This is a genomic window from Marinimicrobium sp. ARAG 43.8 (genome assembly GCF_050113635.1).
Classification (GTDB): domain Bacteria; phylum Pseudomonadota; class Gammaproteobacteria; order Pseudomonadales; family Cellvibrionaceae; genus Marinimicrobium.
In genome coordinates this window covers 194,279-209,505 of record NZ_JBNJLT010000004.1, presented here as the reverse complement: position 1 = coordinate 209,505, position 15,227 = coordinate 194,279, and the positions used below count along the sequence as shown (strand labels likewise).

General features: G+C 54.0%; 14 protein-coding genes. 5 read left to right on the top strand and 9 right to left on the bottom strand.

Annotation, left to right across the window (positions count from 1 at the left end):
* The 3 genes from ACQCLF_RS10005 to ACQCLF_RS09995 form a co-directional block, all read right to left on the bottom strand.
* On the bottom strand, positions 1-768 hold the full coding sequence (locus ACQCLF_RS10005) for a SapC family protein (protein ID WP_426986812.1): 768 nt from the start codon (positions 766-768) through the stop codon (positions 1-3).
* 110 nt (positions 769-878) lie between these two features.
* The gene (locus ACQCLF_RS10000; RefSeq protein WP_426986810.1) at positions 879-3,935 is read right to left on the bottom strand and encodes a TonB-dependent receptor; all 3,057 of its coding nucleotides are present in this window, start codon (positions 3,933-3,935) and stop codon (positions 879-881) included.
* Between the two features lie 500 nt (positions 3,936-4,435).
* The gene (locus tag ACQCLF_RS09995; RefSeq protein ID WP_426986808.1) at positions 4,436-4,657 is read right to left on the bottom strand and encodes a helix-turn-helix domain-containing protein; all 222 of its coding nucleotides are present in this window, start codon (positions 4,655-4,657) and stop codon (positions 4,436-4,438) included.
* A 163-nt stretch (positions 4,658-4,820) separates the two neighbouring features.
* Here ACQCLF_RS09995 and gmk point away from each other — a divergent pair, with 163 nt between their 5' ends.
* The 3 genes from gmk (at position 4,821) to spoT (ending at position 8,055) form a co-directional block, all read left to right on the top strand.
* Positions 4,821-5,438, top strand: coding sequence for a guanylate kinase (gene gmk, locus ACQCLF_RS09990; RefSeq protein ID WP_426986806.1), 618 nt, complete (start codon positions 4,821-4,823; stop codon positions 5,436-5,438).
* Between the two features lie 175 nt (positions 5,439-5,613).
* A complete protein-coding gene (gene rpoZ / locus ACQCLF_RS09985; protein WP_426986804.1) occupies positions 5,614-5,889 on the top strand; it encodes a DNA-directed RNA polymerase subunit omega in 276 nt (91 codons plus the stop codon).
* 57 nt (positions 5,890-5,946) lie between these two features.
* Positions 5,947-8,055 carry a bifunctional GTP diphosphokinase/guanosine-3',5'-bis pyrophosphate 3'-pyrophosphohydrolase gene (gene spoT / locus ACQCLF_RS09980; RefSeq protein WP_426986802.1) on the top strand — a complete coding sequence of 703 codons (2,109 nt, stop codon included), beginning with the start codon at positions 5,947-5,949 and terminating at the stop codon, positions 8,053-8,055.
* 3 nt (positions 8,056-8,058) lie between these two features.
* Here the strand turns inward: spoT and ACQCLF_RS09975 are convergent, their stop codons facing one another.
* Entirely contained in the window at positions 8,059-9,258 is a 1,200-nt protein-coding gene (locus tag ACQCLF_RS09975) for an MFS transporter (protein WP_426986800.1), read from the bottom strand.
* Between the two features lie 236 nt (positions 9,259-9,494).
* On the opposite strand from ACQCLF_RS09975, the gene ACQCLF_RS09970 reads away from it, so the two are divergent.
* Positions 9,495-9,878 (top strand): RidA family protein, encoded by a 384-nt coding sequence (locus tag ACQCLF_RS09970; protein WP_426986798.1) that lies wholly within the window; start codon positions 9,495-9,497, stop codon positions 9,876-9,878.
* Positions 9,879-9,899: 21 nt separating this feature from the next.
* Here ACQCLF_RS09970 and ACQCLF_RS09965 read toward each other — a convergent pair whose 3' ends face one another.
* Positions 9,900-10,298 carry a helix-turn-helix domain-containing protein gene (locus tag ACQCLF_RS09965; protein WP_426986796.1) on the bottom strand — a complete coding sequence of 133 codons (399 nt, stop codon included), beginning with the start codon at positions 10,296-10,298 and terminating at the stop codon, positions 9,900-9,902.
* 164 nt (positions 10,299-10,462) lie between these two features.
* Here ACQCLF_RS09965 and ACQCLF_RS09960 point away from each other — a divergent pair, with 164 nt between their 5' ends.
* Positions 10,463-10,741 (top strand): hypothetical protein, encoded by a 279-nt coding sequence (locus ACQCLF_RS09960; RefSeq protein WP_426986794.1) that lies wholly within the window; start codon positions 10,463-10,465, stop codon positions 10,739-10,741.
* A 20-nt stretch (positions 10,742-10,761) separates the two neighbouring features.
* On the opposite strand, the gene ACQCLF_RS09955 is transcribed toward ACQCLF_RS09960, so the two are convergent.
* The 4 genes from ACQCLF_RS09955 to ACQCLF_RS09940 all read right to left on the bottom strand — a co-directional run bounded on the left by ACQCLF_RS09955 (position 10,762) and on the right by ACQCLF_RS09940 (position 15,194).
* Positions 10,762-11,658: a chemotaxis protein gene (locus ACQCLF_RS09955; RefSeq protein ID WP_426986792.1), complete on the bottom strand. Its 897-nt coding sequence runs from the start codon at positions 11,656-11,658 to the stop codon at positions 10,762-10,764.
* Positions 11,659-11,761: 103 nt separating this feature from the next.
* A complete protein-coding gene (locus ACQCLF_RS09950; protein ID WP_426986790.1) occupies positions 11,762-12,766 on the bottom strand; it encodes an alpha-L-glutamate ligase-like protein in 1,005 nt (334 codons plus the stop codon).
* Positions 12,763-14,307, bottom strand: a complete 1,545-nt coding sequence (locus ACQCLF_RS09945; protein WP_426986788.1) for an inactive transglutaminase family protein — start codon at positions 14,305-14,307, stop codon at positions 12,763-12,765. The genes ACQCLF_RS09950 and ACQCLF_RS09945 overlap by 4 nt, the downstream gene beginning before the upstream one ends.
* Positions 14,304-15,194 carry an ATP-dependent zinc protease family protein gene (locus ACQCLF_RS09940; RefSeq protein WP_426986786.1) on the bottom strand — a complete coding sequence of 297 codons (891 nt, stop codon included), beginning with the start codon at positions 15,192-15,194 and terminating at the stop codon, positions 14,304-14,306. Before ACQCLF_RS09940 ends, ACQCLF_RS09945 begins: the two co-directional genes overlap by 4 nt.
* Positions 15,195-15,227 lie beyond the last annotated feature (33 nt).

Here is a 15,227-nt window from a genome sequence, read left to right as displayed (position 1 = left end):
TCAATTAGTGTGTCCACTTGCCAAAAGTTTACGATTTTTCCAATCAATCAGTTTTTCAAAGTTGGACATGGAATTAGCAAGAAAATAAGCTGCCTGAAGAAAACCAGACTTATTAAGTTTCTCAAGTTCTTCACCGCTTAGTTGGGATAATTTTTCAACATTGATTGTTTCAAATCCATTGAACTTTAACTTATCTTGATTTACAAGCTGTATATCCAAAGTGACAGGCTCTAGTAGCTCATGCTTATTGAACGCTTCAAACATTATTTTAGTAAGGTGCATACCATCATTAATTGTGTCCAAAATCGTTGTAATATAATTGAGATATGGACTGCGCCCGCCATTCTCTAAAAACAACGCCTCGCCTTCATCACAGCATGCCTTGGGGTGCTTCAAATCAATGTGGACAACAGGTTCCCGCTGCTCTGAGCCACTATCCGCTTCACGTTGAACTCCTATTGAAAAAGGACCTCTTGCCACAGCGGCTGGTACATATTCAGCGCGCCACCCAACATGCCGTTGCTGTGCCGGATCAGCTTCTGTCAAGAACAAATTTTCATCTTTTTGCAATCCAAAAAACACAACAGCCTGATGCTCACCCGTTTCTGGGTCTTTACGGCACAGTATTGGATACTCTTTTTCGATCTCGCGGAGTTCAGTAAAAAATGTAATGGTGCTAGCTAAGTTGTCACCGAGTTCAGTTGAAAAACTTGCATTAACTCTCAATTTTTCATGAGTAATATTATTTAATGATTCTATTTTTTGCATTTAAAGTAACCAAATTACTTACACATTATAACGAATTTTATGAGATGAATTAACAGAAGAACCGCCCAGCAGGCGGTTCTTCTGTTGTCAAGCAACTTTTAAGTATAAACTTAGAAGTTGTAACGAGCACCCAGTTGGTAGCGAGCCCCCAAATCAGAGTACTCTATCAACATGTCTGAATTGCGGGCATGCTCACGACGATCTTCTCCGGTGATATTTATACCTTCGAAAAATACAGCTAAATTGTCCGTGACGTGATAAGTCACATTCAAATCGACTTGTGAACGATCTTCAACGTATCCAGGGTTGTTAGACCCCCAACCAGTTCTGTTCAGGAATTTATCGCGCCAGTTGTAAGCAAGCCGGGCTTCGAACCCATAGTTTTCATACATCAACACCAAGTTTGCAGTATCACTAAGACCTAACAATGCAAATTGGTTTTCCGTAATATCCAAATTGTCGAATTTTACATCACCCCTTACGATGGTGTAGTTGGCCTGAACACCAAAACCCGTATCACCAAAGAAGTGTTGCCCTGCAAACTCAGCACCATAAAGCTTCGCTTCACGGTTGTTAACGGTACTACTGAACTGGTAGCTCATCAGTGGATCGTCGTCATTCGGAGTGATGAACTCATACCCGCTCTGATCATTAAAGTCCTGTCTCACTGTACCATTATAGTCATCAGCGCCACCAGGATAATCGTCCGGGTTAGCAAGGACTTGCATCATTGCATAAATGCCAGCGTTATCAACGTTTTCACCGATACTTTCCAGTGCTGCTACAGCTGCTTGCGCTCTCGGGCCAGCGGTTTGGTCTCGAACACCAAACGTTCGCTCTATTGTTTCTGTTCCCGTGAAATTCTGAACGCGTTTTTCAAACACCCCGGCAGATACGTAGCTTGCGTCATCGAAGTACCACTCGAGGGACAAATCAACATTATTTGATGTAAGCGGTTTCAGCTGTGGGTTTTGTCCGGTTGCTTGAACAGTGGTACCAGCATTCAGCGTAGAGCCGTTTGGTGCACCATACGAAACGACTGACCCCAAACTTGCTAAACCAGGACGAGCGATGGTTTTGCTGAAGGACATTCTACCTATTAAGTCATCCGATAGGTGGATGGAAAGATCCAGGCTTGGCAACAACGCGTCATAACTCTGCCCGTCAACAGTTGCGGTGCCCGCTGGCGCACTTACAGGAGTAAAGTCGTTATCCGACGACCATATATAGTAAGCCAACGGAGGGGTATCTGAAGATGAGGTTTGGTCGGTAGTTTCATAGCGCAAACCTGCGAGTATTTCAACATCAAAACCGCCCACTTGGCCTTTAGTGCCAAGCTGGAAGTAAACAGCATCGGTATCTTCCTGAATTTTGTTATTACCTCTACTGTTGCGAATCCCGTCTGGGTTCTCATCATTCATCACGCCAATATAGGCGTTTTGATCGCTGTATTCGTCTACCAGAAAATTAGCTAGGTCGCGTGCGTCCGCGCGGAAGCCGATGTTAGGCGAGTTGCCAGTACTCGGATCGTCAAACTCGCCGGTCACGTCGAAAGGTTCAAAGAGGCCATCAGGGAACTCGCCAGGCGCTGAAGCACCCCAGCCACCCAATATCTGAGCGTTATTACCATTGTAGGTTATGGTGTCTGATTCCATTTCGCGGCGCTCAATACCAAAGTCAAAATAGCTGCCGTCATCAAACTCCCATGTGGCATCCAGCTTTATCTGGTTTACTTCAGAGCGCTGCTCAGCTGACCATACACGCATTACTGAAGAGCTGAGATTCTCCTCCAGGGTGCCCATACTGTCGTCGATAGTGTGGTTAAAAGTAGGGATCTCGCCACCACTGAACTGCCAGCTTGCACCACTTTTGATGCTGGAACCAACACCTACAGCAAGTGAACCTGCATGGCCTGGGCCGGCAGGCAGGCTCTCCATAGTTGAGTGGTGCGCATCCAGCCTTACGGAAAATTGATCGTTAACAGCCCAATCCAAATTCAGACCTGTAGATTCCAGAGTGTCGTCCTGTGCACGATATTGCTGCTCGACACCATAATCATACCGATCAACGCCATAGTCCTCGGTGATAAACTTTGGCGTTTTAATAGTTGAATCATCAAATTCAACGCTTGTGACGTTACTACCATTTTGAATCCAAGTAGTTGACTCACCGCGATGCTCAGTCCGAGAATTTTCCGCGAAGGTATGATCCAGGGTGGCCGTCAGGTTCTCAATAGGCCTGTATTGGAGGGTAAGCTGCGCATTAGTACGTTCACGTTGACGGTCAGAGAAAGTATAACGAACATCGTTGGGGCGCGAATAAAGCTGACCAACATCTGGCGCATTCTCGAATATTGCGCTGTTCGCCGGGTTGTCATAAATGGTTTGGTTGTCGCCGCCTTCCCATTCTGCAACAGTCCAGTCGTTAACGGTGGCGCCAATGAAGCCTGAGTCACGCTCTGAATAGCTTGCGCTCAAAGACACACCAAACACACCATCGTCATCAGACCAGCTGAATATACCAGAAACTTCAGGAGTGACGTCATCGCCAGTGCGATTAGTGGTATCCGCTATCGCTTTACCACCGACGCTAACCTTGAGACCTGGGTTATCCAACGGTCTGGCCGTTTTAACGTTTACAGTTGCACCAATGCCACCCGTCGCGATATTAGCTTTACTGGTTTTGTATACTTCTACGCCAGAAACGGCATCAGAAGACAGGTTAGCGAAGTCAAATGCACGTGAGTTACCGCCTCGTGTCGTGGAGTCCGCACCTGAGCTACCACCGTAAGCACTACCCGTTGGAAGGGTTCTTCCATTCAGGGTAACCATATTGAAGTCAGGACCGAACCCGCGAACGGTTATTTGCGAGCCTTCACCGTTAGTACGATTGATTGAAACACCAGTGATGCGCTGCAGTGATTCAGCCAGGTTGGTGTCCGGGAATTTACCGATATCCTCGGCGGAAATGGCATCAACCACACCGGCACTATCACGCTTGATATCCATTGACCGCTCAAGCGACGCCCGAATACCGGTAACCACTACCTCTTCCAGCACTGGCTCACCTTGTTGAGCTAGCGCACCGCTGCTAAAACCAGCCAAGGCCGTTGAGGCCACTACAGTAGCCATCAAGCGCTTTTGAAAGTACTTCTTATTGGAATTCATGGAACTCTCCTTACTGAGACCAGGTTATTATCGTCGGTGCCTATGTAGTACCTATGCACCGCAAATCTTTGAATCAACAATTTTTCTAATAGCTGTTGTACTGGGTTTGGTCGACTGTTGTCTTTGAACACTGACCGCATCGCTCCTTTGCGTCACTATTTTTTCCTACCTACCAGCTTAGACGCTCCCACACATCAATATCATGGATTTCTACAGTGCATGAGACTCAAACCTTAACGGCAATTTAGAGGCGGGCGTGCCGCCCAAATCGACATAAAAGTTATTATGACTATAAATATTAGTCTTGCAGACTATTACACTCGCACCCATAGGTTGTCAACAATTAATCAGCTTTATTGAAAGGGGATTAATTCCGAGTGAAAAGACGCTCTATAAACATAGACCGCGCTTGGATGATGCGCAAACATAATCAGGCATCAGGCAGAGCCAAACTAACTTTTTGAAAGTTATTTTATATATAAAATATATCGGGTAATTTATTACTTCCTCTCACCCAGTTCCTGCTCCAGCAGGCCGAGCAATGTTCCTACCCCATTGCCTTTAAGGCGCTCAAGCAGACTTGCCAGGGCATCCACCTGTTCTCGTCTGAAATGGCCATCCGGCGTCGGTTGTAGACGTCCTTTAACGACCATACGTTCGACGAATGACTCGCTGACACCAAGACGTGTTGCGGTCTCTTCAACAGATAGATGGTTCTGCACATGTACCTCTGGCACTGAATCAATTTAGACTGGTTAGACCCTTTAGAGAGGTTCGACCCTCATGAAGGTCTGATCGAGCTGTGTCATAATGCGGCCTGCTTGGCCTATTGCCTGAAACTTTCCGCTAACGCGGGAGCCAACCCCTACCAAAGTCGAGACGTCGATGAGCAGCAGAGGCATCCTCTATACCGTTTCCGCGCCTTCCGGGGCGGGTAAAACCAGCCTGGTCAACGCTTTAGTAAAGTCCAGCCCGGAAGTCTGTGTATCCGTCTCACACACCACCCGGCCAAAGCGGCCCGGCGAGGAAGATGGGGTCAACTACCACTTTGTGGATCTCCCCCTGTTCGAACAAATGCTGGAAGAGGGCGCTTTCCTTGAGCACGCTCAGGTCTTTGGCAATCTTTATGGGACATCCCGTCACTGGGTGGAGCAAACACTGGCGCAAGGCATGGATGTCATTCTGGAAATCGACTGGCAAGGTGCCTATCAAGTACGCCAGTTGCTGCCCAACACCGTCAGCCTGTTCATTTTACCGCCATCGCTGGCCGCGCTGCGGCAACGTCTCACTGGCCGAGGACAGGACGACGCCGAGGTCATTGAGGCCAGAATGAATGAGGCCATTAATGAGATCAGCCACTATCGGGAGGCCGATTACCTGATCGTTAATGACGACTTTACCACGGCACTGGCTCACTTTCAGGCGCTCATTAGCAGCCAGCACCTGAGACGCGAGCGACAAGAGCAACTGCACGCCGCTATGCTGCAAGAGTTGTTAGGGTAACGGCACCGTTTCGGCAGAAACACCAGGCTGACGCACACCCCCCGATTTGTGTACAATAATCGGCCTGATTCCCGAATTTCCGGCAACGGCAGCCCGGCGAGCCCAGAAGCCGCCCCGGCGCCCCTTGAAGTCAGGGGCCGCCGTCGCCACCAATAACCTGTGAGAATGAAACGCTATGGCCCGTATTACCGTTGAAGATTGCCTGGATCATGTCGACAACCGTTTTGAACTGGTGATGGTCAGCGCCAAACGCGCCCGTCAACTGGCGGTGGGCGGCAAAGACCCTCTGGTTGCCGAGGAAAACGACAAACCCACCGTGATTGCCCTGCGCGAAATTGAAGAAGGGTTTGTAGATGCCAGCATCCTGCTGGAAGCGGACGAACCGATGCGTCCGGAAGGACCGAGCGAAGAGCACATCCAGGAGACCGAGGCCCAGCCCGGCAACGAGTAATCGCATTGCCCGCAGTCATGGCCGGGAATCACGCCCGGCTTACGTTGGAGGACGGCTTTGCAAACTATTGAAGCCTTAAGTCACAGGCTTTCATCCTACCTCGACTACAGCCAAATCAATTTGGTGAAGCGGGCGTACTTTTACGCGGAACAAGCCCACGACGGCCAGAATCGGCGCAGCGGCGAAGCCTACATTACCCATCCGCTCGCCGTCGCCGACATTCTCGCCAGCATGCACATGGACCATCAAAGCCTGATGGCTGCCATGTTGCACGATGTCATTGAAGATACCGCCATCAGCAAGAAGGCCATTGCCAGGCAATTTGGCGAAACCGTGGCCGAACTGGTTGACGGGGTCAGCAAGCTCACCCAGATCGAGTTCGAATCCCACGCTGAGAAGCAGGCCGAGAATTTCCAGAAAATGGCGCTGGCCATGGCCAACGACCTGCGGGTGATTCTGGTCAAGCTCGCCGACAGACTGCACAACATGCGCACGCTCGGTGCCATGCCCCCCGAGAAGAAGCGCCGCATCGCCAAGGAAACCCTGGAGATCTACGCGCCCATCGCCCACCGGCTGGGCATGAATGATATGCGCCTGGAGTTCGAGGATCGCGGCTTTTACGCGATGTACCCGCTCCGAGCCAGCCGCTTGCAAGCCGCCTTGAAAACAGCCCGGGGCAACCGCAAGGAACTGGTGGAGCAAATCCAGACGGCCATCGAGAAACGCCTGTCCCGCGAAAACCTGACCTCCCTGGTCATTGGCCGGGAAAAGCACCTGTACAGCATCTACGAAAAGATGCGGCAGAAAAAGAAGTACTTCAAGGAGATCATGGACGTCTACGCCTTCCGCATTATTGTGGACAGCGTGGACACCTGCTACCGCGTACTGGGTGTGATTCACAACCTTTATAAGCCGGTAGCCGGCGAGTTCAAAGACTATATCGCCATCCCCAAGGCCAACGGCTATCAGTCGCTTCACACCGTCCTGCTCGGCATGCACGGTGTCCCTATTGAAGTTCAGATCCGCACCAAGGAAATGGACGAGATGGCCAATAACGGGATTGCCGCGCATTTTCTCTACAAGAACGACGGCGACGAAAGCATCAGTCACAACCGCGCCCGGCAATGGGTCCAGGGCCTGCTGGAAATGCAGCGCCGAGCGGGGGATTCTCTGGAGTTCATCGAGAACGTCAAGATCGACCTGTTTCCGGACGAAGTCTACATATTCACCCCCAAAGGCCGAATTGTAGAACTGCCCCAAGGGGCCACCCCCATCGACTTTGCCTACGCAGTACACACCGACATCGGCCACAACTGTGTCGCCTGCCGCGTTAATGGCCGCCTGGCGCCCCTTTCCCAGCCGCTGCAAAGCGGACAAAAGGTGAACATCATCACCTCCCAGGGCGCCCAGCCAAACCCGAATTGGCTGAACTTTGCCGTCTCCGGCAAGGCGCGCAGCGCCATCCGCCACTTCCTCAAACACCAGCGGCACCACCAGTCAGTCGCCCTCGGCAAGCGCTTGCTGAGCCGCGCCCTGACCGAAGCCGACCTGGAACTCGACCAGCTCACCGAAGAGCAAACCGCACAACTGCTCGCCGCCACCCAAATGAAGTCCATGGAGGATCTACTGGAGGATATTGGGCTGGGAAATCGGGTCGCACAGGCGGTTGCCAAGCTGCTGCAACCAGATGCGGAAATCAACCCGCCCAGCGGCAGCATCTATTCACCGCTGACGATCGATTCTTCTGAAGGGATGATGATTACGTTTGCGCGCTGCTGCCGACCCATCCCAGGTGATCCCATCATCGGTCACATCAGCTCGGGAAAAGGCCTGGTCGTGCATCAGGACACTTGCCACAATATCACCGAGCTGCGGCACAAGCCCGAGAAGATCAGCTACGTGAACTGGGCGCCTACCGTTTCGGGGGAGTTTCTGGTGGATATCCGTGTTGAGGTGGAGTCCGAGCGCGGCATCATTGCCACGCTGGCCACGCGCATAACGGAGCAGGGCGGCAGTATTGAACACATCAAGGTCAACGAGCGGGACGCTCATAACAGCGTGATCAATCTGTGCATCGGTGTCCACAACCGCGTTCACCTGGCCACGATTATGCGGCGCCTGCGCAACCTGAACTTCGTATTGCGCATCAATCGCGCCAAAAACTAACGATTAGCGGTGCTCCGCCCCAGTCCACCGAGCCTGCCCCTGGCGCCAGGCCCAGACGAAGAACATCAGCCCAATCACCGCCGTCACCGCCCCCACGTAACCCGTCACACTGCGTCCAAAGCCCATGGAAATGGCCATTCCGCCGAGCATGGGTCCAATGGCGTTGGCGGTATTGAACGCCGCGTGATGAGAGGCGGCGGCCAACGTCTGCGCACCCACGGCCACATCCATCAAGTGGGTTTGCAGCGGCGGAGACATCATTGCCACCGTACCGACCAGAAAGGTCATAATTAAAATGCTCCACAACTCCCCGGTTGAGGACGGGAAGAGCAGAAATATCACGAGGCTCCACAACAAGGCCCCGCCCACGGCCCGAAACTGAAAGCGGTCAAACAGCCAGCCGCCGATAATGTTGCCTAAAAAACCACCGGCGCCAAAAATCGCCATGGCGACGGGAATCCAGCCCTGATTCACCCCGGTCACATGCAACAGAGTCGGCGCCAGGTACGCAAATACGCAAAAAACGCCCGCGAAGCCCGTCGCGCCAATCATCAGTGCCAACCACACCTCTGGGCGGTGAAAAGCCCGCAGCTCCGCAGAGGGACGATTTCTCGGCTGGCTGCGATCAAGCGGAAGGTAAATCACAATCAAGGCGACCGTCAGCACGGCAATCACTCCCACCAGCCCGAACGCATAACGCCAGCTGAACCACTGCCCCAGCCAGGTGGCGAGCGGGTTCCCTACCAGAACCGCCAACGTCAGGCCAATCATGACCCGGCTCACCGCCTTGCCACGATCCCCGGGAGCGGCCAGATCCGCCACCACAAGCGCCGCCACACCGAAATACGTCCCGTGCGGCAACCCGGCCACAAAACGGGCCACCATCAGTGAACTGTAATTAGGCGCCAGCGCGCTGATCACGTTCGCCACCGCATAAAAGGCCATCAAACCAATCAGCAAATGACGACGATACAATCTTGCACCAAACACCGCCAACAACGGAGCGCCCACCACCACGCCCGCCGCATAAGCGCTGATCACATACCCGACCTGGGGCTCACTGACCCCCATGCCCGCCGCGATGCCGGGCATAAGGCCCATGGTCGCAAACTCACCGGTGCCGATGGCAAAGCCTCCCACGGCGAGCGCAATTTCAATCAGCCAAATCTGGGCTTTTGTCAGTTTGGGCGCACTGGGCGTCATAACGGTATACCATTGCCTTTAGCCAACAGCACAGGCACAGTCACCACAGAGGGCACCGGGTCCGGGCTGTCGGTCAATTGTGATTGTGGGGAGAAAGAGGTTATTTGGGGTGTGAATCCACAGCTGCGGCGCAGTATACAGGATTTTCGCGCGAGACGCTCCGTCACTCTCTGGCCCCGAGGGGCAGGCTTCCACTATACTTGGTGGTTTTTCGAGCCGAGTAAGGACGTACATTCATGACCAATCGCGCCGTAATTCACACCAAAAATGCGCCCGAAGCCATCGGCACGTATTCCCAGGCCGTCAAGGTGGACAACACGGTTTACCTCTCCGGCCAGATCCCGCTGGATCCGGGCACCATGACCCTGGTGGAGGGAGGTTTCGAAGCTCAGGCAGAGCAGGTGTTTAAAAACCTGGCCGCCGTCTGTGAGGCCGCCAACGGCAGCCTGAATCACATCGTCAAACTGAACCTGTACCTGACCGACCTCGATAATTTCGCGGTCTTGAACGAAGTGATGGGGCGGTATTTTCGCGAGCCGTTCCCGGCGCGTGCCGCCGTGGGCATCAGCCAGTTGCCCAAAGGCGCTTTGGTGGAGGCGGAAGGCGTCATGGTGCTGTGACAACCCCGCCTCGACGGGCGGTCAGCGCTCCAGCAGCGAGTCAATCAGCTGCAGGATTGCTGCCCGCCGCGCCGATGGCAGTTGCGGCCACACCCGCTGCAAAATCGCCAACTCTTCCCGCAAAGGCTCCGCATCCTTCGGTAACGTGTAGTCTGCCGCCGCATCGCGGATGGCCGGGGTGCTTTCAATCTCCTCCGCCCCCTGGAAAAACCAGCCCACCGGCATATTCAAACACTGAGCGGTGCGATACAGCTGCACAGCGCTCAATTTATTTTCACCATTTTCATAGCGGGATATCTGCTGCTGAGTGGAGCCAACCGCCTCTGCCAGTACGGCCGCGCTAATGCCCTGTTGCTGGCGCAGCTTCCGTAGACGGGCTCCAAGATAACGATCAAATTCATTGACCAATGGTTTGGACATGACAATCAAAACCCTCAACAGGTTAAATAAACGTATATACGCGCTTGACGGGTATACTATCCGACCGCTATGCTGCCTTCAGCAACATAAATAATGTAATTGGCCGCTCGGTACAACGTTGCCGGAGCAACCAAACGCTATGCCATGCACTATGGAGGACTGCTGTGCCGGATGCCAAGAGCCCTCAACCTGTACCCCAGGACCCTTCTCTGGATCTGCTCAACCTGGATGACGACCTGGCCGAACTGGGCGACCGATGCGCCTTTCTGTGCGATGCAGTCATTGCGCTGTTAAAAACCGACGACTGCATTGATCCCTCCACCCTGGGCGGCATCCACGCCTACTCAGATACCATTAAAGGGTACATCGAACAGCTCCGGGAACGACTGCAGCGTGTACGTACGCAAATACCCGTCGACCTGAAGCACGTCGGTCCGCACTGACCGGAATGTTCAAGAGCACATTATTGTCGGCTGGCGAGTGCCTCTGCGCCTCGCAGCATAGCCACCACCAGCTCTTCGGCATCGAATTTGGTCAGCGCTTCGTTCGCACCGACCTGATGCGCATAACTGACACTCATCTCGCTGTTCAACGAGGTGTGCAGGATAATGTAGCTGTGGGTTAACGTTTTGTCATCACGTACCTGAAAAGCCAGCTCGTAACCATCGAGGCCGGGCATTTCAATGTCGCTGACCAGGATATCCACGGGATTACCGGCTTGCGCGCTGTCGCGCATCCATTGCAAGGCCTGATCGCCGGTCGTTACCACATGGTAAGGAATGTTGATGCTGTCCAATGCATCCTGCAATTGCTTTCGCGCCACATGCGAGTCATCCACCAGCAATATGTTCAAGGGCCGTAACAATTCACGCTGCACATCCGTAAGCGTTGCATAACGGCTGCGCGGTGGATCGGGATAAATTTGTGAGAACAACAACTCCAAGTCGATTAACTGCACGGCCCGGTCTTCATGCATGAATAACCCGGTCACAAACGCGCCGGTGCCCAGCATTTCCGGCGGTGGCTTAACCGCCTTCCAGTCCGCATCCATAATACGATTGATGCCACGCACCAAAAAGCCAATATGCCGACGCTGGCAGTCGGTAATGATGATCGACCCTTTATGCATCTCCTCTTCCGTCAGAGGGCGATAGCCAACGGCACAAGCCAGATCGATCACCGGAAGCGTGGTGCCGCGCACCGTCGTCACGCCCAGCACGGCCGGGTGGTCCTTCATTACCCGATTAAAACGGGTGAAAGGAATGATTTCGCGCACTTTGAGGGTACCCATCGCGAAAGACTGCGTGGGCGTCAACTGGAATAAGAGAAGTTTTTGAACGTGCTGAGCGGTACCGTTCATAGTCGGGGATCGATGTCTGGTCGTCGGGGTATTTGTTAACCGTTATCGGCCAACCCTGCAAAAACCAAAGGGGCAAAACACAATTTTTTGCCGCCGAGGCCCGTCAGGCGATGTTCCCCACCGCAGGCTCACCACCGTCCGTATGCTGCGCCTGCAGACGGGTGTCAGCAAACGCCTTCATCACGTAATCTACGCGGGTTTCAGGAGATTTGTGCTGCCGCGGCTTAAGTGTCTCAATATGGCGCAGGCGCGGCAGCAAACCCAGCCCGTTGGCCATCTGGATCGCCAACCCGGGTCGGGCGTTCAATTCCAGCAGTTGCGGCCCGCGGGTTTTATCCAGCACGATATCGGTCCCGATATAACCCAGCTCCGTCATTTCATAGCAACGGGACGCCAACACCAGCATTTCACGCCAGTCCGGCACTTTGATTTCATGGAGTGGGCGGTGCGTATCCGGGTGCAGGATAATGGGAGCCCCGAACTGCACGGCTTTACGGCAGCGGCCACTGGCAATGTCCAGCCCTACGCCCACCGCGCCCTGGTGCAGGTTCGCTTTGCCGTCCGACGCGTGTGTGGCCAGGCGCAGCATGGCCATCACCGGGTAACCTTTGAACACCACCACGCGGATATCCGGCACCCCTTCGTGGGAATAACCATCGAAGATATCGTCAAACTCGATCAGGTCCTCGACGATCACCACATCCGGTTTGCCGCCGAGAGAATACAAACCCGCCAGCGTATTGGACATATGACGACGGATTTCCTCAATACCGATTTCCGCTCCCGAGGGTTTGATGAACTTATCACCGTGGCGACCAACAATCACCAGAATACCCTTGCCGCCCGAGCCTTTTGCGGGTTTGATCGCAAAGCCATCCAGATCAAATAACTGCTGTTCAATATGGTTGATGGCATGCTGCTGTGAAACCACAAACCGCAGGGCAGGCGTGGCGAGGCCATACTCTTCGGTAAGCAGCTTGGTTTTCAGCTTGTCATCCACCAGAGGGTAGAGGTGCCGTGCATTGTAACGACCAATAAAGTCGTGGTTGCGAGCGTTCATTCCCAGAATGCCCATACGCTTAAGCGCCCACGGAGTCACCCATTTCACGGCTGCTTATCCTCCATTACCGCTTCCATCGAACGGAAACGGCGCAACTCGGACAGTTTGTAACCCGTGTATTGACCCATCAACATGATCAACGCGAGGATCACCAGATTCAGCTCCGGGAAATTAAAGCTCAAGTGATTGGCCACCGGCAGCTTCATCATCAAATAAGCGAGCACCGCCACCAGCAAACTGCCACCGCCCTGCACCACGACCTCACGCGGCCCTTCCTCTTCCCACAGAATCGACATCCTTTCGATGGTCCAGGCGATAATAATCATCGGGAAGAAGGTGATGGTCATCCCAGCGCTAAAGCCCAACTGATACCCGAGCAGGCTCAGCATGGAGATCATGAAAACCACCAGCACCACCAGCGTCGCTATTCGCGAAACCAGCAGCAGATTCAAATACGACAGATAGGTTCGCAGCATCAGGCCCAGGGCCACCACCACCACGAAACTAATGAGACCCGGCACCAGTGAGGTTTGCAAGAAGGCCAGTGAAATCAGTACCGGCATAAACGTACCAGACGTTTTCAACCCCACGATAATGCGCATAAATACCACCACCAGCGCACCCAGCGGCAGCAGGAAGAGCATTTTAAACATGCTCTGCTCCTCGATGGGCAGTTGCTGCACACCGAGCAGGGCAAAGGGGCTGTCACTGAACTGTGCCGCCGCCAGCTGTTCGGCGGGCACCGTCTGGCGGATCATGGAAAAGGTCACTCCAGAATTACTGCCACCACTCACATCGAGTAATGATTCGCCACCGCGATGCCAGAGCAACAGATTATCCGGTACGCCCTGCTCACCCGTGGCCGGGTCGAACAGAACCCACTCCTCTCCGTTGTAGGCTTCCACCATCGGTGCCAACACCTGACGCCGTCGGGCATCTTCAAGGCGCAAGCCCATCACCTGCCTGGCGGGGATATCGGCTTCATTCAGCAAGCGCTCTAACAGCAGGGAAGGGCTGCCGACTTCCTCGATCAGCAAAGCGGCATTCTGGTCACTGGAGGGATTGTTCAGACGCTTAATCAGTTCCCGGGTCAAGCTCTCCGTGCTGCTGGAGGTCTCCAATGCCTGGGAGAGCAGTTGGTCCGCCGCCGTATCCTGCGGTTCTTCCCAGTATAAAGACCGGGCCCTCGGCGCCTCTTCTTCCCGATCGTCAAGCAACGGTTCGCGCTCGGGAACCCCCGCAATAAACTGCGCTTTGTAATAGAGCGTTTGCTCCCCGGCCGCACTGCGCTTGGACCATTCACCCCGGCGATCACCGCTTTGCTCGATGATGGAAAATCCGTATCCCGGCGACGTGGCGTGCTCGGTATATAGCCGGAAGCCCGGCGGACGGTCCGGCAGGTCGAGACTGACCAGCACCTGACCTTCCGCCGCCTCGAAATCGACCCTCGCCTCCACCAGCCATACCGGCCGCTGTTCTCCTGGAAGAAAGGGCAGCTCCATTTCATGGTGCCGCGCCCAGGCCGTCAACAGACCGGCAACCACCAGGCCGATAACAATCAGGTAAAAAGGCGCGCGCGACTGAGTCATTCTGAGTCGCTCTCGTCAGCCGGGTTGTCGTTGCGGCTACTGCTGCTATTACGGCTGGTGGCCGACGTGGGCGATTGTGGCTCAGTGACATTATCCTGAGCGACATCCACCAGCATCAGGTCCCGCAAAATATTGCGGCCAATCAACATGGGGTACTCCATGTGGCTGCGATCCGAGAGCGTGAACTCCGCCATCTGGGTTAAAGAGCCCATGGTAATGCGCATTTCCACTACAGGCCGACTTTCCGTCTCTTCACTGTTGGCCTGAACGATGCGTACCTTGCGAGAGCGCGGACGCTCCAGTTCCACCAGCTCCTCCATATCCGGGTCCTGAATTTTAAAGCGGACCCATTCCTCGCCGTTGCGCTCGAAAATCTCAATATCGCGCGCATCCAGTGACGAAGTGGTTGCCCCAGTGTCCACCCGGGATTGCAGCACAATCCCCAGATCGGTCAACAGCACACGCTCGGTAGCACCCACAATTTTTTTATCCAGGACATTCTGGTTACCGCTCACACCCTGGCCAGTGCTGGCGGGCGGGCAGCGCAGCTGCCCTGGCTCATCATCCAGCCCCTGGCGGGCCACCTGGATAAAATCGCGCAGAGCGGTATCGCCCTGTTGTTGCATTTCTACGGTTTTTTGTAACAGCGAGAGGGTTTCCGCCATCTGCTCCTGTTGACGAACAAGGCTTTCATCACGCTTTTGCTGAGAGAGCAGGCACTGATTGGCCGCCTCCATATCCGACTTTTTCACCAGAACATGGCCACTGCTGCAAGCGGAAAGCACAGTCGCCGCGGCAACGACCCAAACGGATTTTCTAAACACCGCTTTCACGCGAATTCTACGAATGAGGTTCATCCAGGAGGTATTCAGGGGGCAACTCACCATATTTCCTTCCAAAATTTGTCAGTCAGCTAGTGT

Bases quoted from the DNA above. Each gene is read 5' to 3' on its own strand.
- ACQCLF_RS10005 (WP_426986812.1), bottom strand. From the start codon at position 768: ATGCAAAAAATAGAATCATTAAATAATATTACTCATGAAAAATTGAGA.
- ACQCLF_RS10000 (WP_426986810.1), bottom strand. From the start codon at position 3,935: ATGAATTCCAATAAGAAGTACTTTCAAAAGCGCTTGATGGCTACTGTA.
- gmk (WP_426986806.1), top strand. From the start codon at position 4,821: ATGAGCAGCAGAGGCATCCTCTATACCGTTTCCGCGCCTTCCGGGGCG.
- rpoZ (WP_426986804.1), top strand. From the start codon at position 5,614: ATGGCCCGTATTACCGTTGAAGATTGCCTGGATCATGTCGACAACCGT.
- ACQCLF_RS09975 (WP_426986800.1), bottom strand. From the start codon at position 9,258: ATGACGCCCAGTGCGCCCAAACTGACAAAAGCCCAGATTTGGCTGATT.
- ACQCLF_RS09970 (WP_426986798.1), top strand. From the start codon at position 9,495: ATGACCAATCGCGCCGTAATTCACACCAAAAATGCGCCCGAAGCCATC.
- ACQCLF_RS09965 (WP_426986796.1), bottom strand. From the start codon at position 10,298: ATGTCCAAACCATTGGTCAATGAATTTGATCGTTATCTTGGAGCCCGT.
- ACQCLF_RS09955 (WP_426986792.1), bottom strand. From the start codon at position 11,658: ATGAACGGTACCGCTCAGCACGTTCAAAAACTTCTCTTATTCCAGTTG.
- ACQCLF_RS09945 (WP_426986788.1), bottom strand. From the start codon at position 14,307: ATGACTCAGTCGCGCGCGCCTTTTTACCTGATTGTTATCGGCCTGGTG.
- ACQCLF_RS09940 (WP_426986786.1), bottom strand. From the start codon at position 15,194: ATGGTGAGTTGCCCCCTGAATACCTCCTGGATGAACCTCATTCGTAGA.